Annotated in this window: 21 protein-coding genes and 1 pseudogene; 11 read left to right on the forward strand and 11 right to left on the reverse strand. The window is 73.4% G+C overall.

From position 1 onward, the window contains the following. Positions 1–20: 20 nt before the first annotated feature. The 5 genes from LE548_RS07785 to LE548_RS07805 form a co-directional block, all read right to left on the reverse strand. Positions 21–368, reverse strand: a complete 348-nt coding sequence (locus LE548_RS07785; protein WP_225095915.1) for a VOC family protein — start codon at positions 366–368, stop codon at positions 21–23. Positions 369–409: 41 nt separating this feature from the next. Continuing rightward, positions 410–2848 carry a right-handed parallel beta-helix repeat-containing protein gene (locus LE548_RS07790; RefSeq protein WP_225095916.1) on the reverse strand — a complete coding sequence of 813 codons (2439 nt, stop codon included), beginning with the start codon at positions 2846–2848 and terminating at the stop codon, positions 410–412. Positions 2849–3077: 229 nt separating this feature from the next. Then, the gene (locus tag LE548_RS07795) at positions 3078–3683 is read right to left on the reverse strand and encodes a hypothetical protein (RefSeq protein WP_225095917.1); all 606 of its coding nucleotides are present in this window, start codon (positions 3681–3683) and stop codon (positions 3078–3080) included. A 182-nt stretch (positions 3684–3865) separates the two neighbouring features. Next, positions 3866–4690 carry an MOSC domain-containing protein gene (locus tag LE548_RS07800; RefSeq protein WP_225095918.1) on the reverse strand — a complete coding sequence of 275 codons (825 nt, stop codon included), beginning with the start codon at positions 4688–4690 and terminating at the stop codon, positions 3866–3868. Positions 4691–4732: 42 nt separating this feature from the next. Further along, complete coding sequence (locus LE548_RS07805) at positions 4733–5164, reverse strand: DUF6643 family protein (protein ID WP_225095919.1); 432 nt, start codon at positions 5162–5164, stop codon at positions 4733–4735. Between the two features lie 315 nt (positions 5165–5479). On the opposite strand from LE548_RS07805, the gene LE548_RS07810 reads away from it, so the two are divergent. Further along, entirely contained in the window at positions 5480–6763 is a 1284-nt protein-coding gene (locus tag LE548_RS07810) for a TerD family protein (RefSeq protein ID WP_225095920.1), read from the forward strand. A 6-nt stretch (positions 6764–6769) separates the two neighbouring features. On the opposite strand, the gene LE548_RS07815 is transcribed toward LE548_RS07810, so the two are convergent. Next, positions 6770–7933 carry a glycosyltransferase gene (locus tag LE548_RS07815; protein ID WP_225096117.1) on the reverse strand — a complete coding sequence of 388 codons (1164 nt, stop codon included), beginning with the start codon at positions 7931–7933 and terminating at the stop codon, positions 6770–6772. 69 nt (positions 7934–8002) lie between these two features. Here LE548_RS07815 and LE548_RS07820 point away from each other — a divergent pair, with 69 nt between their 5' ends. Together LE548_RS07820 and LE548_RS07825 are read left to right on the forward strand one after the other, a co-directional pair. Then, on the forward strand, positions 8003–8788 hold the full coding sequence (locus LE548_RS07820) for a glutamate racemase (protein WP_225095921.1): 786 nt from the start codon (positions 8003–8005) through the stop codon (positions 8786–8788). 95 nt (positions 8789–8883) lie between these two features. Continuing rightward, the gene (locus LE548_RS07825; protein ID WP_225095922.1) at positions 8884–9429 is read left to right on the forward strand and encodes a hypothetical protein; all 546 of its coding nucleotides are present in this window, start codon (positions 8884–8886) and stop codon (positions 9427–9429) included. A gap of 207 nt (positions 9430–9636) precedes the next feature. On the opposite strand, the gene LE548_RS07830 is transcribed toward LE548_RS07825, so the two are convergent. Beyond that, entirely contained in the window at positions 9637–10605 is a 969-nt protein-coding gene (locus LE548_RS07830; protein ID WP_225095923.1) for an O-antigen ligase, read from the reverse strand. Positions 10606–10936: 331 nt separating this feature from the next. Here LE548_RS07830 and lnt point away from each other — a divergent pair, with 331 nt between their 5' ends. The 4 genes from lnt (at position 10937) to LE548_RS07850 (ending at position 16000) form a co-directional block, all read left to right on the forward strand. Continuing rightward, positions 10937–12547, forward strand: coding sequence for an apolipoprotein N-acyltransferase (lnt, locus tag LE548_RS07835; protein WP_225095924.1), 1611 nt, complete (start codon positions 10937–10939; stop codon positions 12545–12547). A gap of 68 nt (positions 12548–12615) precedes the next feature. Then, on the forward strand, positions 12616–13095 hold the full coding sequence (locus tag LE548_RS07840; RefSeq protein ID WP_225095925.1) for an NUDIX domain-containing protein: 480 nt from the start codon (positions 12616–12618) through the stop codon (positions 13093–13095). A 54-nt stretch (positions 13096–13149) separates the two neighbouring features. Next, entirely contained in the window at positions 13150–13959 is an 810-nt protein-coding gene (locus LE548_RS07845) for a 3-hydroxybutyrate dehydrogenase (protein ID WP_225095926.1), read from the forward strand. A 121-nt stretch (positions 13960–14080) separates the two neighbouring features. Next, complete coding sequence (locus LE548_RS07850; RefSeq protein WP_225095927.1) at positions 14081–16000, forward strand: GAF domain-containing protein; 1920 nt, start codon at positions 14081–14083, stop codon at positions 15998–16000. Between the two features lie 124 nt (positions 16001–16124). On the opposite strand, the gene LE548_RS07855 is transcribed toward LE548_RS07850, so the two are convergent. Beyond that, on the reverse strand, positions 16125–17192 hold the full coding sequence (locus LE548_RS07855) for an NAD(+)/NADH kinase (protein WP_225095928.1): 1068 nt from the start codon (positions 17190–17192) through the stop codon (positions 16125–16127). Positions 17193–17523: 331 nt separating this feature from the next. Between LE548_RS07855 and LE548_RS07860 the strand changes: the two genes are divergently transcribed. Together LE548_RS07860 and LE548_RS07865 are read left to right on the forward strand one after the other, a co-directional pair. Next, positions 17524–19029, forward strand: coding sequence for a cytosine permease (locus LE548_RS07860; RefSeq protein WP_225095929.1), 1506 nt, complete (start codon positions 17524–17526; stop codon positions 19027–19029). Next, positions 19026–19574 (forward strand): cysteine hydrolase family protein, encoded by a 549-nt coding sequence (locus LE548_RS07865; RefSeq protein WP_225095930.1) that lies wholly within the window; start codon positions 19026–19028, stop codon positions 19572–19574. The genes LE548_RS07860 and LE548_RS07865 overlap by 4 nt, the downstream gene beginning before the upstream one ends. Before the next feature lie 30 nt (positions 19575–19604). On the opposite strand, the pseudogene LE548_RS07870 reads toward LE548_RS07865, so the two are convergent. Next, positions 19605–20870: pseudogene (locus tag LE548_RS07870) on the reverse strand (alpha-L-fucosidase). A gap of 148 nt (positions 20871–21018) precedes the next feature. Here LE548_RS07870 and LE548_RS07875 point away from each other — a divergent pair. Together LE548_RS07875 and pqqB are read left to right on the forward strand one after the other, a co-directional pair. Next, on the forward strand, positions 21019–21420 hold the full coding sequence (locus LE548_RS07875) for an SseB family protein (protein ID WP_225095931.1): 402 nt from the start codon (positions 21019–21021) through the stop codon (positions 21418–21420). Between the two features lie 127 nt (positions 21421–21547). Next, on the forward strand, positions 21548–22444 hold the full coding sequence (gene pqqB, locus LE548_RS07880) for a pyrroloquinoline quinone biosynthesis protein PqqB (RefSeq protein ID WP_225095932.1): 897 nt from the start codon (positions 21548–21550) through the stop codon (positions 22442–22444). 23 nt (positions 22445–22467) lie between these two features. On the opposite strand, the gene LE548_RS07885 is transcribed toward pqqB, so the two are convergent. Further along, entirely contained in the window at positions 22468–22866 is a 399-nt protein-coding gene (locus LE548_RS07885; RefSeq protein WP_225095933.1) for a MarR family winged helix-turn-helix transcriptional regulator, read from the reverse strand. Positions 22867–22939: 73 nt separating this feature from the next. Next, a complete protein-coding gene (locus LE548_RS07890; RefSeq protein ID WP_067051935.1) occupies positions 22940–23290 on the reverse strand; it encodes a VOC family protein in 351 nt (116 codons plus the stop codon). Between the last annotated feature and the right edge of the window lie 246 nt (positions 23291–23536).

Here is a 23536-nt window from a genome sequence, read left to right on the forward strand (position 1 = left end):
GTGCCTGATGCGCGGAGCGCTCACGTGTGCTCGACGTACTCCAGCACGGCCCCGCCCGGATGCCGTACCGTCGCGTTGCGGCCGGTCGGCACCTTGTTCGGGCCGTCGAGGATCTCGCCGCCGTGCTCGGCGAGCAGCGCGCGCAGGCCGTCCAGGTCGTCCACGAGCACCGTGCTCTGCACACGGCGGAACGGGGCGAGGGCCTGCTCGGTGCCCGCGACGAGCAGAAAACCGCCGATGCTCGCGACCTCCACCTCGCCGTGGAAGAAACGCGTGCGCACGTCCTGGCCCGTCAGCGCGCGCAGTGCGGGCAGCGCCTCGTCCAGGTCGGCCACATAGAGCCGGGCGAGCGTCGCCAGCGCCTTCATACCTGTGCCTCCAGAAGCTTGTCCGGTTCGGGCCTCGCCGCTCAGGGCAGCTCCGGCAGGTCCTGTGCGTACAGCAGGGTCAGATCGTCGGTGCTCGGGTCCGCGAACTGGGCGACCCGGCTCGCGTGCCGCTCCACCATTGCCTCGAACGTCTGCCGGGCGGTACGCCCGTTGCCGAACGCAGGGCCCTTCGGGATCGCCGTGAAGTACTTCAGCAGCGCCTCGGACGCGCCCTCCGCCAGCCGGTACTCGTGCTCGTCGGCCTGCTGCTCCACGATCCGCAGCAGCTCGTCGGGGCCGTAGTCGCCGAAGGTGATGGTGCGCGAGAAGCGGGAGGCGACACCGGGGTTGACGGACAGGAAGCGCTCCATCTCCGCCGTGTACCCGGCGACGATCACCACCACCGCGTCCCGGTGGTCCTCCATCAGCTTCACCAGGGTGTCGATGGCCTCCTTGCCGAAGTCCCGTCCGGCGTCCTCCGGGGACAGCGCGTACGCCTCGTCGATGAAGAGCACGCCGCCGTGCGCCCGTTGGAAGGCCTCCTGGGTGCGGATGGCCGTGGAGCCGATGTGCTCGCCGACCAGGTCGACCCGGGAGACCTCGACCAGGTGGCCCTTCTCCAGTACCCCGAGCGAGGCGAGGATCTCGCCGTAGAGCCGGGCCACCGTCGTCTTGCCGGTGCCGGGGGAGCCGGTGAAGACCAGGTGCCGCTTGACCGAGGCTGCCTTCAGACCCGCCTGCTGCCGGCGCCGGCCCACCTCGATCATGTCGGTCAGCGCCCGCACCTCGCGCTTGACGCTCTCCAGGCCCACCAGCGCGTCCAGTTCCCCGAGCACGTCCTTCGACGTCCGCACCGGCTTCTCGGGCTCCGCGGCGGCGACCAGCGGCTCCTGCTCCGTGCTGCGCTGCCCGGGGATCGAGCCGAGGAGCCCGGGGGAGGGCGTCGTCGTCTGTACGGCGGTCTCGCGCACCGCCGCCGGCCGCAGGCCTCCGCTCTCGTCGCTGGTGCAGTCCTCCACGACCGGGCCCGTACCGGAACCGGCGTCCGGGCCGTTGTCGGCGAACTCGTAACCGCCGCGCGCGCAGCGCTCCGTACGGCACTTGCGCAGGGTCGCCCGGCAGCCGTCGATCACATGGAAGCCGTAGCCGCCGCTACCGCTCACCCGGCAGTTCAGGAAGCTGCCGCGGCCGCCCGCGGAGACGTAGAAGCCGGCCTCGGCGGGGGATTCGACCGTGCAGCGCTCGATGGTCGGGTCGGCGCCCTTGGTGACGATCACGCCGGTCTGGGTGCCGTCCAGGGTGCAGTTGTTCAGTGTGCCGCCGCTGCCGTGGTCGCGGAACCACGCGCCGGTCGCCGCGTCCCGGATCCGGCAGTCGTCGAGCTGCGCGGTCGCCCCGTCGCTCACCGACACCGCCGTGTTGCGCACCTGGGACAGATCGCTGTCCACGACGTCCGCGCGCGAACCGCGGTCCAGCACGAACAACGCATCCGGCACGTCGTGCACCCGGCAGGAATCGAGCACGGCGGTGGCGCCGTCGCTCACCCACACCGCCGGATAGTCACCGGTGCTGTCGAAGATCTCGCACTGGTTGGCGTCCACGCGCGTGCCGGGATCCCATACCGACAGGCCGTTGCGCCCGAACTGACGGACCGTCGTGCGGGTCAGCGTCAGCACCGAGCGGGAGCGCAGGTCGACCGCGTTCTCCGGGATGTCGTGGATGCGGCAGTCGGCGAGCGTGAGCACCGCGTCCGTGTCCATCGTGACGCCGTCGGCGGTCGTGCGGTGCACATCGCAGTCGGTCAGATGGGCCGTCGCACGCTGGGTCACCTGCACACCGGAGCCGCGGACCTCGTAGATCTCGCAACCGACCGCCTCCAGCGCGGAGTTCTCCCCGGTCGCGGTGAGCCCGGTACCGGAGGCGTGATGCACGCGGCAGCGCTCCAGCCGCGGATGGGCGCCGCCCTGGACGGCCACGCCCGCCTGTCCGGCCGCGACGACCTCGCATTCCTCGAACACCCCGCCGCCGCCGTCGAGCACGGCGATGCCGATGCCCGCGGGATTGTCCACCGTGCAGCGGCGCACGGTCGGGCGGGCGCCGCCGCGCACCTCGATGCCGGCGGCGGACCGGGTGACGATCCGCAGATCCGTCAGCTCGGGCGTGCCCTCCTCGACCAGGAGCGCCGGGGCCGCCGCGTCCTGGCCCTCCACGTGCAGGTCCTGCACCACGGCCGAAGCCCGCACGGTCAGCGGCACCCCGTCCGCCGGGGCGATGCGCACCGAGCCGGGGGAGCCGTCGGGGCCGCGGAGCGTCACCGCCCGCTGGACGACGAGGTTCTCCCGGTAAGTGCCCGGGGCGATGGTGAGGACGTCGCCGTCGGCGGCGGCCTCCAGGGCGGCGGCGAGCGAGGCGTACTCGCCTGTGCGGCGCCGCCACCGCGACGTACCGGTGTGCGTCACCTGGACCGTGCCCTGTGCCATGGCGTTGCTGTGCCCCCACCTCGTCGTGCTGATGGCTCGCTCCCGCGCGGGACCGTGCCACTGGTGCCGGGACCGCGACCGTGCTCGGCCCTGGGCCGCTGCGCGTCCGCGCTCGCGAAGACCTGCGCGCCCGTGCGGTTCGCTCATCCGCGGGTTGTCGCCGAAAGCGTTCCGGCCGGTCCACCGTAGCGTGTGCGTGCGGGGTGGGTTGACCAGAGCCGTCAGGCCGTCAGCTGCCGGTGCCCGCCTTGCCCCAGTCCGGACCCGCCCGGTCCCAGGCCTGGTCCCAGCGGGCGTACCGCCGCCGGACCATGCGCCACACGGCCAGCCGCCGGACGCCCTCGACCAGGCTGCCGATCAGCAGGGCCGTGCCGAACCCGGCCAGCACCGCGTGCGTCGTCGCGGTGGGGGAGTCCAGCGGGCGCGTCGTTATTCGGCCCTGCGGGTCCGTCCAGAGGCTGAAGTGGTCGCCGGTGTGCGGGGTCTTGAGGTCCGCCAGCGCCGCGCCGTGCTGCCGGGAGCCGTCCGGCGCGGTCCAGTCCGCGAGGACGCGGTGGCGGGGCTCGCGCACCGTGGTGGCGTCGGGGTCGGTGTCCAGCGGAGCCTCGCCAAGATCACGCACCACCGTGGCCGCGACGAGATGGCGTGTGTGCTGCTGCTCGCGTACGGTCCGCTGCAGCGAGTCCTGTGCGACGGCGCCGACCAGACAGCCCGTCACGGGTGCGGCCACGGTGATCAGCACCAGTGCCACGAGGGCCACCCAGGCCTCGGCCAGATCGGTCGTGCGGCGCAGCGGATTGCGCCGCCAGCGCCAGAGCCCCCTGATGGCACGCATGTCCCACCCCCTTCCGCTCCGTCATAACTCCCGGCGCGGGCGATGCGTCCGTGCCCCGGAGCAAGAGAGAGCGACATCACGTCCGCCGCGGACGGTCATGCCCGTGGCCTCTCACGCAATTCTCATGAGCTCCCAACGACCGGGCCCCGCCCCTGGTTCCCGTCCGCAGCCGTTCTCGACCGTCACTCCAGCACCCGGACCGGGTCCCCGACCCTGATGGTGCCGGGCGTGAGCGGCACCAGGTTCTGGCCGAAGACCAGCTTCGAGCCGACCCTGCGGTGCCGCGCCAGGGTGAGCAGCGGCTCACGGCCGCGCACGGCGGTGTCCTGGTCGGTGGTGGTGACGACACAGCGTCCGCACGGCTTCGCGACGCGGAAGACCACCTCGCCGACGGAGAGCCGCGTCCAGTGGTCCTCGGCCCACGGCTCGGTGCCCGCGACGACGACGTTGGGCCGGAAGCGGTTCATCGGCAGCGGGCCCTCGTGGGCGTGAGTGCCCTCTGCCATCAGGGAATTGAGGGCGGCCAGAGAGGCGGCCGTGGTGGCCAGCAGGGGGTAGCCGTCGGCGAAGCTCACCGTCTCGCCCGGCAGGGCGTACGCGGGGTCGACCGGGCGCCGGGTGGCCGGGTCGTCCATGTGGACCAGGCGGACGTCCGCCTCCAGATAGGCGCTGCACCAGGCGTGCGCGGCCGCTGTCGCCGGGACCGCCTCCACCTTCGTGCCGAAGACACTGATCGGCACGGTCCCGGCCGGCTCGGGCACCGGCACGGTCAACGGCGCGCGACCGGGCGCGGACAGCCGGACTCCGCCGCCGGGCAGCAGCTCGGCGGCGGCCAGTGCGAGGCGTGGCTGCTCGCGCTGTGTGACGACCTTTCCCCCGTCGTCGATCAGTGTCCAGCGCCGGTCACCGGCCAGGCCCCAGGGCTCCACCACGGCTTCCAGGGCCGCGAATCCCCGGAACGCCTTGACCGGATGGACGTGGATCGACTGCACTTCGGCGTGTTCCATGGCGCCATCGTGCCAGGCGGCACCGACAGCGCGGAGCGCCGGTCAGTAACCGCGGTACTGCTGGTTGTTGTACGGGTCCTGGTAGGGAGCCGGTGCGGGCCGCGGCGCGGCCGGGCGCATGGCCTCGTACCCCGTGCCCATCGGGCGCTGCTGCTGCGGGGCCTGCGGGCCGGGATAACCCCGCGGGGCGCTCGCCTGCTGCGGGATGTACGCCGTGGGGGCCTGCTGCAGCGGTGCGGGCTGCGGCGTCTGCGGGTATCCGTAGGAGGGGACCTGCGGGGAGGGCGCCGCCGGGAGAGCGGGCAGGGCCGACGGCAGGGCCGGCAGGTGGCCGCCCGTGTCGTAGGCGGCGGGGACCCGGATCGGGGCGATCTGCGGGGTGCCTCGCTCGGCGACGAGCGAGTCGTAGATCGGGGTGTCCGGGAAGGAGGCGGAGTAGTAGCCGCCACCATAAGTGGAGCGGGGGGAGGTCATGGCACATAAGTTAAGCCCACGATGTGCTCGTTGGGGAGACCGATAAGAGGGTTCTTTTCCGTGTCGGCAGTGGCCTGGGATACCCAATCCGAGCGAACTTGGCAAAATGGGGCGCCGGCCTACGTTTGAATCATGTAAAGGCCGACTTTCTGCGGGGTTACCGGCGGTCGACCGGCGATCTTCCGGTGCTGCTCAGGAGAGTTCGCGGGCCCGGAATACGTTGTGCGGGTAGGGATGGGTCCGAGTACCGGGGGAGCCCGGGAGACGAGTGCCGGGGGAGCCCGGGAGCCGACATCGATTGGGGCGGACATGTCAATGTCGAAGGGATCGAACGCGCCGGTGCCGGCCACGGCCCTGCGTGTCGAATTGGGCTGGCGCTCCGGTCCCGGTGTGCCCGACGCGGACGCCTCGGCGCTGCTGCTCGCCGCCGGAAAGGTCCGCTCCGACGGAGACTTCGTCTTCTACAACCAGCCCGCCCACCCCTCCGGCGCGGTGCGCCACGAGGGTAAGCGCACGGCCGGCGGACACGTCACCGACATCCTCTGCGTCGACCTCGCGCGCGTGGAGGGCGCGATCGAGCGCATCGTCCTCGCCGCCTCGGCCGACGGCGGGACGTTCGCGCAGGTCCCCGGCCTCTACATCGAGGTGACCGACGCCATGACCGGCTCCGTCGTCGTCCGCTTCGACAGCCCCGGCGCGACCTCCGAGACGGCCTTCGTGCTCGGTGAGTTCTACCGCCGCCAGGGCGGCTGGAAGTTCCGCGCCGTCGCCCAGGGCTACAGCAGCGGACTCGAAGGCCTGGCAACGGACTTCGGGATCACCGTCGACCAGCCCCAGCACGCCGCACCGACCGCCGCCCCGGCCCCGGCGCCCCCGGTGCCCCCGGCAGCCATGCCGCCGGCGCCCGCCACGCCTCCGCCGCCACCTCCGGTCCCTCCGGCCGCCGCCCCGCGGATGCCCCCGGCCCAGCCGGTCCGCCTGTCCAAGGTCACCCTCACCAAGGCCGCCCCCTCCGTCTCGCTGGCCAAGCAGGGTGGAACCTCCGGTGCCCTGCGCGTGAACCTCAACTGGCAGACGCGTAAACGGCTTTCGGGCTGGGGCGGCCGCTGGGGAGGGCAGGGGGACCTCGACCTCGACCTGTGCGCCCTGTACGAACTCACCGACGGCCGCAAAGGTGTCGTCCAGGCCCTCGGGAACGCCTTCGGATCGCTGCACCGGCCGCCGTACATCCATCTTGACGGCGACGACCGCACCGGAGCCGTGGCCGCAGGCGAGAACCTCACTGTCAACCTCGACCACCGGCAGGACTTCCGGCGCATCCTCGTCTTCGTCACGATCTACGAAGGCGCCAGCTCGTTCGCCGACCTGCACGCCACCGTCACCCTCCAGCCGCAGCACGGCGCCCCGATCGACTTCTCGCTCGACGAGTGCACGGTCCCCTCGACGGTGTGCGCGCTCGCGCTGATCACGAACACCGGCGGCGATCTCCTCGTGCAGCGCGAGGCGCGCTATCTGGTGCCGGAGCGCGGGGTGAGCCCGCAGCGGACCGTGGACCGCGCCTACGGCTGGGGCATGAACTGGACGCCCGGCCGCAAGTGAGCGCGCTCAGCCCTCGTCGGGCACGGCACCGGGACGCGCGTACGTACGGCCCTTCCACGCGGCCCCGCGGCCCCGGTAGTGCTGTACCGCCGAGTCGACCGTCATCAGCAGATAGAGGAACGCGGTGAACGGCAGCAGCGGGGCGAGCCGCAGCGGCTGGTCGTAGTAGCGCAGCATCGGCGCGTACGTCCCCGCCATCACCGCCCACGCCAGCGCGCCGGACACCGCCGTCGCCGCACCCCCGCCGGCCGCTCCCGCGACCAGCGCGACGGGCGGCACCAGATACACCAGGGCGAGTCCGGCGACCGTGCCGAGGAGCAGCAGCGGGTTGTGCCGCAGCTGCGCGTAGGCGCTGCGCGAGACCATCCGCCACAGGTCGTGCAGCCGCGGATAGGGCCGCACGCTGTCCACCCGCTCGGCCAGCCCCAGCCACACCCGTCCGCCGGCGCCCTTCGCCGCGCGCGCGAGCGCCACGTCGTCGATGACGGCGTGCCGGATCGCGTCCGGGATGCGCGCCCGCTCGGCCATGTCCGCGCGCAGCAGGACACAGCCGCCCGCCGCCGCGGCCGTACGCGATCCCACGCGGCCGATCCACCGGAAGGGATACAGCTGAGCGAAGAAATAGACGAACGCCGGGACCACCAGCCGCTCCCACAGGCTCTCCACCCGCAGCCGCGCCATCTGCGACACGACGTCGAAGCCCCCGGCACCGGCCGCCGCGACCAGCTCGCGCAGGCTGTCCGGGGCGTGTGCGATGTCCGCGTCCGTCAGCAGCAGATACTCGGGATCACGCGCGCGTGCCAGACCGATACCGTGCCGCACCGCCCACAGCTTGCCCGTCCAGCCCGCCGGCGGCTCACCGGGCGAGCCCACGGTCAGCGGCAGCCCGCCGTGCCGCCGGGACAGCTCAAGGGCCAGCTCACCGGTGCCGTCCGTGCTCCCGTCGTCCACCAGGAACACCTCCGCCCGCCCCGGATAGTCCTGCGCCAGCAGCGACGGCAGGCTCGCGGGCAGCACGGCCGCCTCGTCCCGGGCCGGTACGACGACGCACACGGACGGCCACGCGTCCGGTTCCCGGCGCGGCGGCAGCCGGACGTCCGTGCGCCAGAAGAAGCCCTGGCACAGCAGCAGCCAGCACCAGGCGGCCAGCGAGACGACGGTGATCCACATCAGGGCGCTCACGGCCGCAGTCTGCCCCACCGGAGCGGTCCGTAAGAGCGCATCGTCTATCGTGGCCGGGTGAAGATCGCGCTCATGGACTCCGGAATCGGCCTGCTCCCCGCCGCCGCCGCGGTACGCCGGCTGCGGCCCGACGCGGATCTCGTGCTCTCGTGGGATCCCGACGGGATGCCCTGGGGGCCGCGCACCCCGGAGGACATCACGCAGCGGGCGATCGCCGTGGCCGAGGCCGCCGCCGCCCACGCCCCCGAGGTTCTGATCGTCGCCTGCAACACCGCGTCCGTGCACTCCCTGCCCGCGATGCGGGCCCGCTTCGAACCGGACCTGCCGATCATCGGGACCGTCCCGGCGATCAAGCCGGCCGCGGCGGGCGGCGGTCACGTCGCCATCTGGGCGACCCCCGCCACCACTGGGAGCGCCTATCAGCGGGGCCTGATCGAGGAGTTCGCCGCCGGTGTCGCCGTCACCGAGGTGGCCTGCCCCGGCCTCGCGGACGCGGTGCACCACGCCGACGAGGCCGCCATCGAGGCCGCGATCGCCTCCGCCGCCGCCCGCACTCCCGAGGACGTGACCACCGTCGTCCTCGGCTGCACCAACTACGAGCTGGTCGCCGAGCGGATCCGCGTGGCCGTCCAGCGGCCGGGCCGCCCGCCGCTCGTCCTGCACGGCACCGCCGGGGCGGTCGCCGCCCAGGCCCTGCGCCGGATCGGGGTGGAGCCAGCTCCGGACGCCGTCGTCGACAGCACCCTCACGGTGCTGCTCAGCGGCCGCGAGGCCACGCTCCCGGACACCGCCCTGACCTACGAGGAAGGCCGTTTCCTGCGGACCGTCAGCCCCGTCCGCTGACCGGCGGGGCGACGGACCCGCGCACCGGCCCACCGTGCCCCACCCGGTCCAGCCACACCGTCCCCGCACGGCGAAACCTGAGTAACCTCATACGCATGAGGGACCACCCCCACGCCGACGACACCGCTCACCCCGAGGTCTGGACCGGGCGCGCCACCAATCGGGTCCAGTGGCTGCTGGCGCTGGTCGGTGCGGCCTGCATGGCGCTCGGCATCGAGCTGGCCGTGGACTCGGCATGGACCTCCGGCATCGCCCCGCTGGCGATGTCCGTCGTGGGCTGCATCGCGGCCGGTCTGCTGGTCCTCTTCGGCACCCTCGCCTTCGTGCACGTCGACCTCAAGCTCGACAAGGAGTCCCTGGAGGTGCGCTGCGGCCACATGGGGCTGCCGCGCCGCCGCATCCCCCTCTCCCACGTGGCGGGTGCCGACTTCACCGCCCTGGTCACCCCCCGGCACTGGGGCGGCTGGGGCTACCGCTGGCGGCCCGAGAAGGGCACCGCGGTCGTCGTACGCCGGGGTGAGGGCATCGTGCTGCGCCTGTGGGACGGCCACACCTTCACGATCACCGTCGACAACGCCGAGTCGGCGGTACGGGTCATCAGGGCCCGGCTGCGGACCATCACACCGGGCCCGGCCGCCTGAGCCGCGCACACCGGAGTGCGGGCCGGTGCCATCGCCCGCGTCGGCCACGCGCGCGTGGAATACGACACCTCTCGGAGACGGGCACGCGCGCGGTGACCGTTTCTCTCTGACACGGGCACACGCGCGTGGCGGGCGGCACCGCTCCGATCATGCGGCCGCCCGGCACAGTGCGGCCGCCCGGCACAGTGTGGCCGCCGGTGACCGCGCTCAGAGCCGGGGCTCCGCGCCGGCGCGGGCCCAGGGCCGTGCCGTGGCCCACCCGGCCAGCAGCCCGGCGCTCGCCGTCACCGTCGTGAAGCTCAGCGCGTTGCCCAGCGAGGCGAGCGCGGCCAGCGCCGTCAGGGCGGCGCCCGCGGTGAGGGCGACGGGCGTCGGACGGGGCGTACGCCACAGCGCGTGCAGCACCCAGCAGAACGCGGCGCCGAGCAGCACCACTCCGACGACGCCCTGCTCCGCCGCCAGTTGCAGCGGGGCCGAGTGCGGCTTGTCGTCGGAGGGCACGGTGTGCGCCGCCGGGCTCAGCTCGCCGAAGCGGTCCGGGCCGACCCCGAGGCCCCTGTTCCGGCCCGCCATCCGCAGGGCGTCCTGCCACAGCCCCACCCGGTGCGCGGTGAGCCGTCCTTCGAGCACGTCCGAGAGCCCGTCGGGCAGCACACCGGCGGCCAGCGCCCACACTGTGCCCCCGACCAGGGCCGCCGCCACGGCCAGCCCCAGCAGGGACAGGCCCCGGCGGGTCACCGAGCCCGCGGCCAGCGCGCACAGCAGTACGGCCGTGCTCGCCGCACAACCGGCTACGGAGCCCAGCAGGGCCCCGGTCGGCACGATTCCCGCGGCCAGCGCCCACAGGCCCAGCCGCAGCGCCGGTACGGGCGTGGCCCAGGCGGCGCAGCACGCGGCACCGGTGGCCAGCGCCAGCAGAGCGGCCGTGCCGCCGGCGTGCCCGAGCGGGGCGGCGTACCAGGCGCCCGGGGAGAGACCGGGCCGCGCCACGGCCACCGCGAGGGCGGCCAGCGCGCCGACGCAGGGCGCGGCCACCGGCAGCAGCGCCCCGGAGACCCGGCCGACGGCATGGCCGGCGGTCACGGCGAGCACCACGAGCAGCAGGCCCTCGGGCCGCCCGTCGTGGGCCGCAGCGGTGAGCAGCGCCCATCCGGCACAGGCGCCCAGCAAGATCATGCCTGCCCCGTCAGAAACGTTTCCTCTGACGTCGGCCGCGTCCACACCTGCCGCAGGCCTCATCTCGGTCGAGCCCACTCGCCGCCCCTCGTCCCCGCCCGCCCCTGTCGGGCCACGGCAGAGCACGGCGCCGGGGCCGGGCGCACTGCCGAGGCTGGGCACACCGTAGCGGCTGATGACCTGGTTGAGCACGAGATGCGGCGGATCGCCGTGATGAGAAGCGTGCGGGGGGAGCGTGACGAAAAGGGGGAGGAGCGTGCCGGGCCGGAGCCGGGGCCGGCCTGCGGACCGTGCTGTCGGTGGCCAGGTCAGCCGCCGTACACTCACCCGGGTGACCGTCACCGCAACTTCCGTGGACCAGCCGGACCAGCTCCAGCCGCCCTCCGCCCCAGGCGTGCGCAGCGGCCGGCTGCTGCGTCTGGTCCCGGCCGTCGCCTCCGCGCTCTGCGGAGTGCTGCTCTACATCAGCTTCCCGCCCCGCACCCTGTGGTGGCTGGCGCTGCCCGCCTTCGCCGGCTTCGGCTGGGTGCTGCGCGGGCGCGGCTGGAAGGCGGCCCTCGGCCTCGGCTATCTCTTCGGCCTGGGCTTCCTGCTGCCGCTGCTGGTGTGGACCGGCGTGGAGGTCGGTCCCGGTCCCTGGCTGGCCCTCGTCGCCATCGAGGCGGTCTTCGTCGCCCTGGTCGGCGTCGGCGTCGCCGCCGTCTCCAAGCTGCCCGCCTGGCCGGTGTGGGCCGCGGCCGTCTGGATCGCCGGAGAGGCGGTACGCGCGCGCGTACCGTTCCGGGGCTTTCCCTGGGGCAAGATCGCCTTCGGCCAGGCGGACGGCGTCTTCCTGCCGCTCGCCGCGGTGGGCGGCACTCCGGTGCTGGGCTTCGCGGTGGTCCTGTGCGGCTTCGGGCTGTACGAGGCCGGGCGGCTCATCGCCGAGAACCGCCGGAACCGGGACGTGCGGCGGGGGGCCGCGGCCGCCGCGCTGCTGAGCGTGGCCGTCCCGGTGGCGGGCGCCGTCGCCGCCCAGCCGCTTGTGAGCGACAAGGCCGAGGACGGTACCCGGACCGTCGCCCTCATCCAGGGCAACGTGCCGCGCTCCGGACTGGAGTTCAGCGCCCAGCGCCGGGCCGTGCTCGACTACCACGTGCGCGAGACGCTCAAGCTCGCCGCCGACATCAAGGCGGGCAAGGCCGCCAAGCCCGACTACGTGCTGTGGCCGGAGAACTCTTCCGACATCGACCCCTTCACCAACCCCGACGCGGCCGCCGTCATCGACGGCGCCGCCAAGGCGGTCGGCGTGCCCATCTCGGTCGGCGGAGTCGTGGAGCGCGACGGAAAGCTGCTCAACGAGCAGATCCTCTGGGACCCCGAGAAGGGGCCGACGCAGACCTACGACAAGCGGCAGATCCAGCCGTTCGGCGAGTACCTTCCGTTGCGCGGGCTCGTCGGCGCGATCAACAAGAACTGGACCGGCATGGTCCGCCAGGACTTCAGCCGGGGCAGCAAGCCCGGCGTGTTCGACATCGACGGCGCCAAGATGGGCCTCGCCACCTGCTACGAGGCCGCCTTCGACTGGGCCGTACGGGACACGGTCACCCACGGCGCCGAGATGATCTCCGTGCCGAGCAACAATGCCACCTTCGACCGCAGCGAGATGACCTACCAGCAGCTCGCCATGTCCCGGATCCGCGCCGTCGAGCACAGCCGCACCGTCACCGTGCCGGTGACCAGCGGCGTCAGCGCGATCATCATGCCGGACGGCAGGATCACCCAGAAGACCGGCATGTTCGTGCCCGCCTACCTCGTGCAGAAGGTGCCGCTGCGCACGTCCAAGACCCCGGCGACCGAGCTGGGCATCCTCCCGGAGATCGCCCTGGTGCTGGTCGCCGCGGGCGGCATCGGCTGGGCCATCGGGTCCGGGCTGCGCGGCCGGCGCGCCGGTGGCGCATAGCCGTACGACCGGGGTCCGGCCTGTGAACCGGCCGGAGAGCGCGGACCCGGCCGGTTAGGGTCGGGGCCATGGCTACTCCTGACTTCATCCGCACGCTGCGTGCCTCCGCCGGACAGCAGTTGCTCTGGCTCCCCGGGATCACCGCGATCGTCTTCGACGACGAGGGCAGAGTGCTGCTGGGCCGGCGGGCCGACACCCGCACGTGGTCGGTGATCGGCGGCATCCCGGAGCCGGGTGAACAGCCGGCGGCCTGCGCCGTGCGGGAGGTCTTCGAGGAGACGGCGGTGCGCTGCGAAGCCGAGCGGGTCGTCCTGGTGCAGGCGCTGGAACCGGTCACCTACCCCAACGGCGACACCTGCCAGTACATGGACATCACCATCCGCTGCCGCGCAGTGGGCGGCGAAGCCCGGGTCAACGACGACGAGTCGCTGGAGGTGGGCTGGTTCGACGTGGACGCGCTGCCCGAACTGCATGAGTTCGGCCTGTTCCGGATCAAGCAGGCCATGTCGGATGCACCCACATGGTTTGACCCTACGGCTGGCGACTGAAGTATGGGTGATCACCATATGTGGGGAGAGAGGGGTTCCCCTTAGGGTCGGCACATGACCGCGTCCAGCCCGCCGCCCGGCTCGTGCCCCCAGCTCCTCGCCCTCGACCTCGGCGGCCGCACGGCCCTCGTCACCGGTGCCGCCGGCGGCATCGGCCGCGCCTGCGCGCTGCGGCTCGCCGCCGCCGGGGCCGAGGTGCGGGCCGTCGACCGCGACGCGGCCGGCCTGGCCGAGCTGGCCGCGGAGGCGGACACCGGCCTCCTGGGCACCGTCGTACCGCAGGTCGTCGACCTCACCGACCTCGACGCCGCCGAACGGGCCGCCGCCGGCACCGATGTGCTGGTCAACAACGCGGGCCTGCAACTGGTGCGCCCCATCGAGGACTTCCCGCCCGACGTCTTCCACACGGTGCTCACCGTGATGCTGGAGGCACCCTTCCGGCTCATCCGCGGGGCCCTGCCGCACATGTACGCCCAGGGCTGGGGCCGGATCGTCAATGTGTCCTCCGTCCATGGTCTGCGTGCCTCCGCTTTCAAGTCGGCCTATGTGGCCGCCAAACACGGTCTGGAGGGACTGTCCAAGACAGCCGCTCTGGAGGGAGCCGCCCACGGGGTGACCTCGAACTGCGTGAACCCGGCCTATGTGCGCACGCCCTTGGTCGAGCGGCAGATCGCCGACCAGGCGCGGGCGCACGGCATCCGCGAGGAGCGCGTGCTGTCCGAGGTTCTGCTGAAGGACAGCGCCGTGCGACGGCTCATCGAACCGGAGGAGGTCGCCGAGGCCGTCGCCTACCTGTGCAGCCCCCAGGCGTCCTTCGTCACCGGCACCTCGCTCGTGCTCGACGGCGGGTGGACGGCCCACTGAGAGGCCCGAACGTCCGGCCCGGGAGCCCAAGGGCCCCGGGGCCAGGGGGCCGGGAGTCCGGGAGCCCTGGAGTTGTCCACAGGCCCGGCGGGCCGGGCCGTCGATGCGGAATCCTGTGACCATGTCTCGCGATCACGTTCAGCCGGCACCCAGCCGCAGCCCGGAGGTCTCCTACCTGGAGCTGCTGGCCCGCGACGCCTCCGTGGAGGCGTACGAGCAGCCGGTGCTGCTCGCCCGCGCCGAGGGCCTGCCCGCCGACCGGATCGCCGCGCTGGAACGGGCCCGCCCGCTGGCCCTGCGCGTCCGGGCCGAGCTGGAGGGACGCCGGCGGCGCGAGGCGGAGCTGTCCGCGCTCTTCGAGACCGCCCACGATCTCGCGGGCCTGCGCGATCTCGACGCCGTTCTGCAGGCCATCGTGCAGCGCGCCCGCTCGCTGCTCGGCACGGACGTCGCCTATCTCACCCTGAACGATCCCGCGCGCGGCGACACCTACATGCGGGTGACCGAGGGCTCCGTCTCCGCCCGCTTCCAGCAGTTGCGACTCGGCCTCGGGGAGGGGCTCGGCGGACTGGTCGCGCAGACCACACGGCCGTACGTCACCGACGACTACTTCCAGGACGCCCGCTTCCAGCACACTCTCACCATCGACGGCGGTGTCCGGGACGAGGGCCTGGTCGCCATCCTCGGCGTCCCCCTGATGCTCGGGCCGCACGTCATCGGGGTTCTGTTCGCCGCCGACCGCCGGGCCCGGGTGTTCGAGCGGGAGCAGATCGCGGTGCTCGGCTCCTTCGCCGCGCTCGCCGCCGCCGCGATCGACACCGCCAACCTGCTCACCGAGACCCGCGCGGCGCTGGCCGGGCTGGAGCGGGCCAACGAGATCATCCGGGACCGCAGCGCCGTCATCGAGCGCGCCTCCGAGGTGCACGACCGGCTCACCGAACTCGTCCTGCGCGGCGGCGGGGTGCACGACGTGGCCGCCGCCGTCTCCGAAGTCCTCGACGGAACCGTGGAGTTCACCGAGCCCGGCGCGGCACCGGCCGAGGCGCTTCAGGCCTCCCGCGCGGAGGGACACGCCGTACGGCACGGCGGGGACTGGATCGCCCCGGTGGCCGCCGGCGGCGAGCTCCTCGGCGCGCTGGTCCTGCGGGGACACCCCGATCTCGACCCGGTGGACCAGCGCACGCTGGAGCGGGCGGCGATGGTCACCTCGCTGCTCCTGCTGGCCCGCCGCTCCGCCGCGGAGGCCGAACAGCGCGTGCGCGGCGAGCTGCTGGACGACCTGCTGGACGCCCGGGACCGGGACCCGCGCCTGCTGCGCGACCGGGCCGCCCGGCTGCACGCCGACCTGGACGCGACCCATGTCGTCCTCGCCGCCCGCCTCGACGGTCCCGCCGCCGACGCCGACGAGGAGGCCGGGGCCCGCCGTCGGCTGTGGTCGGCCGCTTCCCATCTCGCCGCCACCCGTCACGGTCTGGCCGCCGCGCGCGACGGCGGCACCGTCCTGCTGCTGCCGCTCGGCACCGGCGACAGCGCCACGGAAGTGGCCCGCCGCACCGCCCGCGACCTGGGCACGGCCGTCCGCCAACCCGTCACGGTCGGCGCCTCCGCCCCCGTCACCGGCCTGGCCGCCCGCCCCGAGACCGTGGCCGCCGCCTACGCCGAGGGCCGCCGCTGCCTGGAGGCGCTGCATCTGCTGGGCCGGGCCGGGGACGGCGCGGCCGCCGAGGACTTCGGCTTCCTCGGTCTGCTTCTCGCGGGCGACCGGGACATCGCCGGCTTCGTCGAGCGCACCGTGGGCCCGGTCGTGGCGTACGACGAACGGCGCGGCACGGACCTGCTGCGCACTCTGGACGCGTACTTCGCCTGCGGGATGAGTCCGGCCCGCACCAAGGACGCCCTGCACGTCCACGTCAACACGGTCGCCCAGCGCCTGGAGCGGGTGGGCCGGCTGCTCGGCGCCGACTGGCAGACCCCCGCCCGCGCCCTGGAGATCCAACTGGCCCTGAGACTACACCGGTTGGCGACCCCGGACAGAGGGTGACAGCGGCACCGTACGCATGTGGCGGGGCCCGGGAGTCGTATCCAGCTCACGGGCCCCTGGGGATCAGGCAGGAACGTGTCTCACCTGCTCGAACACCCGCACCCGTTTTATCGCCGGGACCGGATCACGCCTGTCCGTCGGCAGGGGCCGGGGGCAGCGCGAGGTGGGCCAGGTCGCCCGGCGGGGGAGTGGTGACCGGCCACAGCGGAGCGGCCTCTCCGTCGGCCAGCGCGGCGGGGGCGTCGGTGAGGTTCATGCGCTCGCGCAGCCGGCCGTAGAAGTCCGTCGGTCCCAGCCGCACGGCCTTCAGCGGGCGGGGAGCGGCGTACACACCGATCCAGTCGCCGGGGCTCAGCACACCGCGCAGCTGGCCGTCGATGCTGACGGCGGCCTGGCCCGACCGCTCCAGCACCCGCAGCGCGATGGGCTCGTCGGGGGCGGCCACGACCGAGCGGTTGAACACCATGTGCGGGGCGACCGGCGTGAAGACCAGCCCCTGCGTGCGCGGTGAGACGACCGGGCCGCCCGCGGCGAAGCTGTACGCGGTGGAGCCCGTGGGCGTGGCCACCAGCAGCGCGTCGGCCGAGTAGGAGGCCAGCAGCCGGCCCGCCAGATAGACGCCGACCGACACCTGCCGGTCGCGGGCCAGCTTCTCCACGACGATGTCGTTCAGCGCGGTGACGTTCAGCGCGACACCCCAGTCGCCGCCCGTTTCGCACTCGGTGCGCACCCGCGGCGGCGGCAGCATCGGCCCGCGCCCGTACCGCACCAGTGCCTCCATCTGCGCCGGGACCTCCAGCCGGCACGACGCGCGCATGGTCAGCAGCATCCGGCGCTCCACGGTGATCCGCCCGTCCTGTACGGCGTCCAGGGCCGCGCGTACCTTCGGGACCGGGACCTCCGTCAGGAAGCCGACCCGGCCGAGGTCGACGCCGAGGACCAGGGCGTCGTGCTCGGCGGCCAGCCGCGCACCGCGCAGGAATGTGCCGTCCCCGCCGAGCGTGACGATCAGATCAGGGTCGCCTGCGGCCTCGATCTCCTCCAGGGCGCTGCGCCGCGCGCCCTCCTGCCACACATCGATGTCGGCACACGCCACGCCCTGCTCGGCGCACCACGCGCGGACGGCCCCCGCCGCGGTCACGGCCTCGGCGCGGCCGCCGTGCACCACCAGGCCGACACGGTTCACCGTCATACCCGCCTCCGCCTCCCAGCCGGCTGCTCCGAGCGCCATCCTCGCCGCGCACCCCGCCGCCGCGGCACACGCCACGCCGCCGGTTGCCGCGACCGGGTGGGCCATAGCCGGCGGCCGGGCACAGCACCCGGCCCCCCGCGGGCGCCGGCCGGGCACTGCGTCGGTCCGGACCCGACGGGTGGCCGCGGCGACCCAGGAACCCGCGTCGGCGCGGACGGTCACGAAACCCCCGGCCCGCGTGGACGATCCGGCGGGCGTCGATTGACGCCCCCACGGCACCGGCCTAGCGTGATCGAGAAAGTTCCGGACAGGCAGGGCAGGTGGTTCGGTCATGACGCGTGCGCAGGACCCCGTCGGCGACAGATCCCCCGGCCGGCCGATCCAGGTGGAGGCACACGGCCTCGACGTGATCGGGGACGCGGAGCGCAAGGGCACCCCGCGCACGCTGTTCTGGCCCTGGTTCGGGGCCAACGTCTCCGTCCTCGGCCTGAGCTACGGCGCCTTCGCGTTCGGCTTCGGCATCTCCTTCTGGCAGGCCCTGGCCGCCGGCGTGCTGGGCATCGTCGTCTCGTTCCTGCTGTGCGGGTTCATCGCGGTCGCCGGAAAACGCGGCTCGGCGCCGACGATGGTGCTCAGCCGGGCCGCGTACGGGGTGCGCGGCAACCGGCTGCCGTCCGTGATCTCCTGGGTGCTCACCGTCGGCTGGGAGACCGTGCTCACGGCGCTCGCCACGCTGGCCACCGCGACCGTCTTCGGCCGCCTCGGCTGGGGCGGCGGCACCGGGACCAAGGTGGCCGCCCTCGTCGTGGTCGCCGCGCTGACCGTCGTCGGCGGGGTCATGGGCTTCGACCTGATCATGCGGCTGCAGACCGCGATCACCGTGATCACGGGCGTCCTCACCGTCGTCTACGTCGCCCTCGTCGCCGACCACATCCACTGGGCCGGCGTCAGCGCGATCCCGGCCGGTTCCCCGCAGGAGTTCATCGGCGCCCTGGTGTTCATGATGACCGGCTTCGGCCTCGGCTGGGTCAACGCCGCCGCCGACTACTCCCGTTATCTGCCCAGGAACTCGTCGAGCAGGGGCGTGATCGGCTGGACCACCTTCGGCGCCTGTGCCGCCCCGCTGCTCCTGCTGGTCTTCGGCCTGCTGCTGGCCGGTTCCTCGCAGGCGCTGAGCAAGGCTGTCGCGGCCGACCCGATCGGCGCGCTCACCACGATCCTGCCCACCTGGTTCCTGGTGCCGTTCGCCATCGTCGCCGTCCTCGGCCTGGTCGGCGGCGCCGTCCTCGACATCTACTCCTCCGGCCTGGCCCTGCTCTCCGCCGGCCTGCCCGTGCCCCGCTATCTGGCCGCGCTCCTCGACGGCGCCCTGATGATCGCCGGCTCGGTGTACATCGTGTTCTTCGCCGGTGACTTCCTCGGCCAGTTCATGGGCTTCCTCACCACGCTCGGCGTCCCCATCGCCGCCTGGTGCGGCATCATGCTCGCGGACCTGGCCCTGCGCCGCCGCGACTACGACGACGGCGACCTGTACCGCCCGCACGGCCGCTACGGCGACCTCCCCCTGACACCCCTGCTGCTCACCCTCGCCGCCACCGCCGCCGGCTGGGGCCTGGTCACCAACACCGCCGCGAGCTGGCTCACCTGGCAGGGCTATCTGCTCGGGCCGCTCGGCCTCGGCGGCAGGACCGGCGCCTGGGCATACGCCAACCTGGGAGTCCTGGCCGCCCTGGCACTCGCCTTCCTCGGCACCCTGCTGCTCGGCCGGGGCCGGGTCCGCGCCCAGGAGGCCCAGGCGCCGAGCCAGGCACCGAACGAGAGGGCGGTCCGCGTATGACCGCCGGACACCTCGCCGTCATCGACATGCAGCGCGTCTTCGCCGACCCGGCGAGCCCGTGGGCCACCCCTCGGTTCGCCGACGCGGCTGCGGGCGTACGCACCCTCCTGCCGGCCTTCGCCGCGCGCGTGACCTTCACCCGCTTCCTGGCCCCCGAGCGGCCGACCGGGGCCTGGCGGGCGTACTACGACCGCTGGCCCTTCGCCCGCCGGCCCCGGGACGCCGAACTCTGGGACTTGGACGGCGAGTTCGCCCCCCAGGCGGACGTCCTGGACACCACCACCTTCGGCAAATGGACCCCGGAACTCGCCGCCCGCCTCGGCCCCGGCGACCGCCTGGTCCTGGCCGGGGTCAGCACCGACTGCTGTGTGCTGTCCACCGCCCTGGCCGCCGCCGACGCCGGCACCGAGGTGCTCGTGGTCGCCGACGCCTGCGCGGGCGCGGACGACGACTCGCACCTCAAGGCCCTTCAGCTGATGGACCTCTACCGGCCGCTGATCCAGGTCACCACCATCGCTCGCCTGCTCGCGGAGCCCGGCCCGTGAGCCGCTGACGCGGCCCGGCCGACGGCCGCGTCAGGCCCGCCCCGTACCGCGGTACAGACCCAGCTCACCGTCGAGTTCCACGGCGAGCACGGTGGCGTACTCGTCCACGTCCCGCGCCGCCGGCGCGTCCAGCCAGGTCATGCCCGGCACGTCATGCAGCCCGCCGGAGACCCGGTGGCCCAGCTCGGCACCCGTACCCAGCACGCTCACCCGCCGCACCCGGTTGCGCAGCCCGCGCACCGACACCGTCTCGCGCGGGGTGTCGAAGCAGACGAGATACAGCGTCCGGCGGTCGGCCGACAGCGTACTCGGGCCGTAGTGGTGCCCGGGCGGCAGCCCCGCACCCGTGCCGTACACGGCCTCGGCGTGCCGGGCGATCCACGCCCCGAGCCCCGTCAGCCGTTCCGCCTGTTCCGCCGGGATCGTGCCGTCCTCGCGCGGGCCCACGTCGAGCAGCAGATTGCCGCCCGCGCTGATCGTCTCCGTGAAGTAGCGCACCAGCTGGCGCACGGACTTGTGGTTGTGGTCCTGGTGCTGGAAGCCCCAGGAGTCGTTGACCGTGAGGCACAACTCCCCTGGCCCGTCGGGGGCCTGAAGCGGCACCCCCCGCTCCGGGGTGGCGTAGTCGCCGTGGCTGAGCATCCGCGCGTTGAGGACCGTGTCCGGGTTCCCGGCCAGGATTCGCGTGGCCAGCGCGTCAAGCCCCCACTGCTCCTCGGTGCGCTCGCACTCGCCGTCGAACCACAGCAGATCCGGCCGGTACCGGTCGACCAGCTCCCCGACCTGTCCGTCCCGGTAGGCGAGGTAGCGCGCCCAGGCGGCCGGGTCCTCCTGACCGGGCTGGGCGTGGGCGAGGGGGTTCGCGGGCTCCTCGTCCGGTTCGGGGTGCCGGAGGCTCGCGTAGTCGGGGTGGTTCCAGTCCGAGTGGGAGTAGTACAGACCTACCTTCAGCCCGCGCTCGCGCAGCGCGTCCGCGTACCCGGCGAGCACATCGCGCCCCGCAGGTGTGTGGCGGACCACGTCCAGGCCGCCCTGCGCGCTCTCCCACAGGGCCACCCCGTCGTGATGGCGCGCGGTGAGGACGGCGTATCGGGCACCGGCGCGGGCGAACAGCTCCGCCCACGCGTGCGGGTCGTAACGGGACGCCGTGAAGCCGTCCAGCTGCTTCATGTACCGCTCGTGGGAGACCTGCCCGGTCTAGAACGACCAGGACTCCGGGACTCCGTCCACCGCGTAGACGCCCCAGTGGACGAAGATGCCCAATCCGGCCTCGCGGAACCAGGGTTGCATCGGCATACGGACACGCTGGGCGGCATGCGCGCACGGTCACAAGAGCTCCGTACGATCCTCACGCATGCCCGGGATCCCAGCGGGTACGCGAGCCGGGAGCGCCCGGGCACGGACCGGCCCGGGAGGCCGCACCGTAGCTACCTGGGGATCCGCCATGGACACATCCGCCGCACACAACGACCCGGCGACGCCGGCCCGGCAGGCGCTGGACGCGCTGGTCGTGAACACCGAGGACCAGGCCGCGCTCGACACCCTCGCCCACAGTGACGTGCTCGTCCCGGTGCCGGACGACGAAGCCGACAGCGAGGGCGCAGCCTCCGAGACCGTGGCTCTGCCGGTCCTCGAAGCACCGGGAGGCGACCCGATCGTCCCCGTGTTCACCACGGAGGACGAACTGGCCCGGCTGCTGCCGTTCGTCTCCCGCTACCGCCTGATACCACTCGGCGCACTGGCCGCCCAGTGGCCCGACGAGGACCTGTGCCTCGCCATCGACGGCAACTCCGCCCACGCTCTGACGCTGACGGCACAGGGGGTACGTACGCTCCTGGCTCGGTGACCGGCGCCCCGAAGGGACTCCCTCGGACGACCGAACGACCGGAACTGCGCCCTGAACCAGGGTGGTCACCCACCCCTGCGCGGGAAGACCCCACCGGAGACACAACCGGACGCGCGCGAAGGAGCCGATGGTCGTGAGGGTCGTCCTGCTGGGCACCGCCGCCGGCGGCGGCTTCCCGCAGTGGAACTGCGCCTGCGCACTGTGCACGGCCGCCCGGGCCGGCATGCTGCCCTCCCGCACCCGGGAGTGCGCCGCCGTCACCGGCAACGGCCGCGACTGGTGGCTGCTGAACGCCTCGCCCGATCTGCGTGTCCAGCTCACCGCCACACGCGCGCTGCGCCCCGGCCCCGGCACCCGGGACACCCCGCTGCGCGGTGTCCTGCTCACCGACGCCGAGGCCGACCATGTCAGCGGCCTGGCCGAACTGCGCGGAGCGGCCGGCCTGAAGGTCTACGCGGCTCCGCCGGTCCGTGCCGTCCTCGCCCCCGTCCGCGCCGCGCTGGACCGTCACGCCCCCTGGGAGTGGGCGGACAGCCTGGCCGACGGTGGTTTCGTGCTGGCCGGCGGTCTGGTGGTCACGGCCTACGCGGCGGGCGCGAAGATCCCGGCGTACGTACCGGCCCAGGTGCCCCAGCAGGCCGGCCCATGGGTGACGGCGTACCGCATCGAGGATCTCGCCAGTGGGGGAGTCCTGCTGTACGCGCCCGGTGTGGATACCTGGAGCGAGGAGCTGGACGAGCTGTGCGCCGAGGCCGACTGTGTGCTGCTGGACGGCACCCGCTACACGGCGGACGAGACGGGTACGGCGCCGCGGTCCGGGGCCGGGCAGCCGGCCGGCGGACATCTGCCGGTCACGGGCCCGGACGGCACCCTCGCCGCCCTCGCCCGTCACCTCGGGGTGCGCCGGGTCTACACCCACCTCGACCACACCAACCCGTTGCTCGACCCGGCATCACCGGCACGCGCGCGTACGGCCGAGGAGGGGGTGGAGGTGCTGCCGGACGGAACCGAGCTGATGCTCTAGGTCTCCCGCCGCGACGCTCTCGCCTACTGTTCCTGCTCGGCCAGCATGCGCTCCAGCACCGCGCGCTGCAGTGGCCGTACCTCGGTGTGCAGCCGGCGGCCCTTGGGGGTGAGCGCCACCCACACCCCGCGCCGGTCCTCCGCGCACACCGAGCGCTCGACCAGTCCGTCCTTCTCCAGCCGGCCGATCAGCCGGGACAGCGCGCTCTGGCTGAGGTGGACCCGGCCGACCAGGTTCTGCACCCGGCACTGGTCGCCCTCGGCGGGCGACTCGGTCGCCAGGATGTCCAGCACCTCGAAGTCGCTGGCGCCCAGCCCGTGCGGATGCAGGGCCCGGTCGATCTCGCACATCGTGCGCGCGTGGACGGCGAGGATGTCCCGCCACCGTTCTTCGAGCCGGGCGTCGGCCGTCTTGACTGCCATACCCGCACCGTAGCACCGATCCGGCCAATCATTGAGTGTGCAACTAGTGCGGGGTGCGGGCAGCCGGCGGGGCTCAGGCGGCGGGGTCCTGGAGGAGACCGATCAGGTTGCCGTCGGGGTCCTTCACGGAGGCGATCAGCCGGCCGTTGCCGACGTCCCGCACGTCCTGGAGCACCTCGGCGCCCGCCTCCACCAGAGCCGCGAGGCGCTCGCGCAGATCGGTGACGTGCCAGAACGGCACCGGCCCGGTCAGGCCCTGCGCATGCCCGTTCGGGTCGAGCCCGACGTCCTGCCCGGCGGCCTTGAATCCGATGTAGTACGGCTCGTCGGCGTACGGCTCGACGCCCAGCAGGGCGGTGAACAGCGCCTTGGCGGCCTTCGGGTCCTTGACGGGGTAGATGATCGTCTGCACGCCCGCGGTCATGGCACTCACTCCTTCACGAAACAGGGTCCGGCGGCCCTTCCCGCCGGTGCACCTCACGCTAGGACGGCGGAGCCGGTGGCGGCTTCTCCGATCCTGACCGGTTGCGGCTGCCCCCGCCGGCGAAGCCTCATCCCACGGATGCAGACCACTGAATCCCCAGGTCGATGCGGATGTCAGTGCCGTCTGCGACCATGAACGGCATGGGGGAGTACGACGTGCTGGCGGGGGGGGGGGGGGGGGGGGGGG

The sequence above is a fragment of the Streptomyces sp. CoH27 genome (assembly GCF_020181035.1).
In the GTDB taxonomy this organism is placed as follows: Bacteria; Actinomycetota; Actinomycetes; order Streptomycetales; family Streptomycetaceae; genus Streptomyces; species Streptomyces camelliae.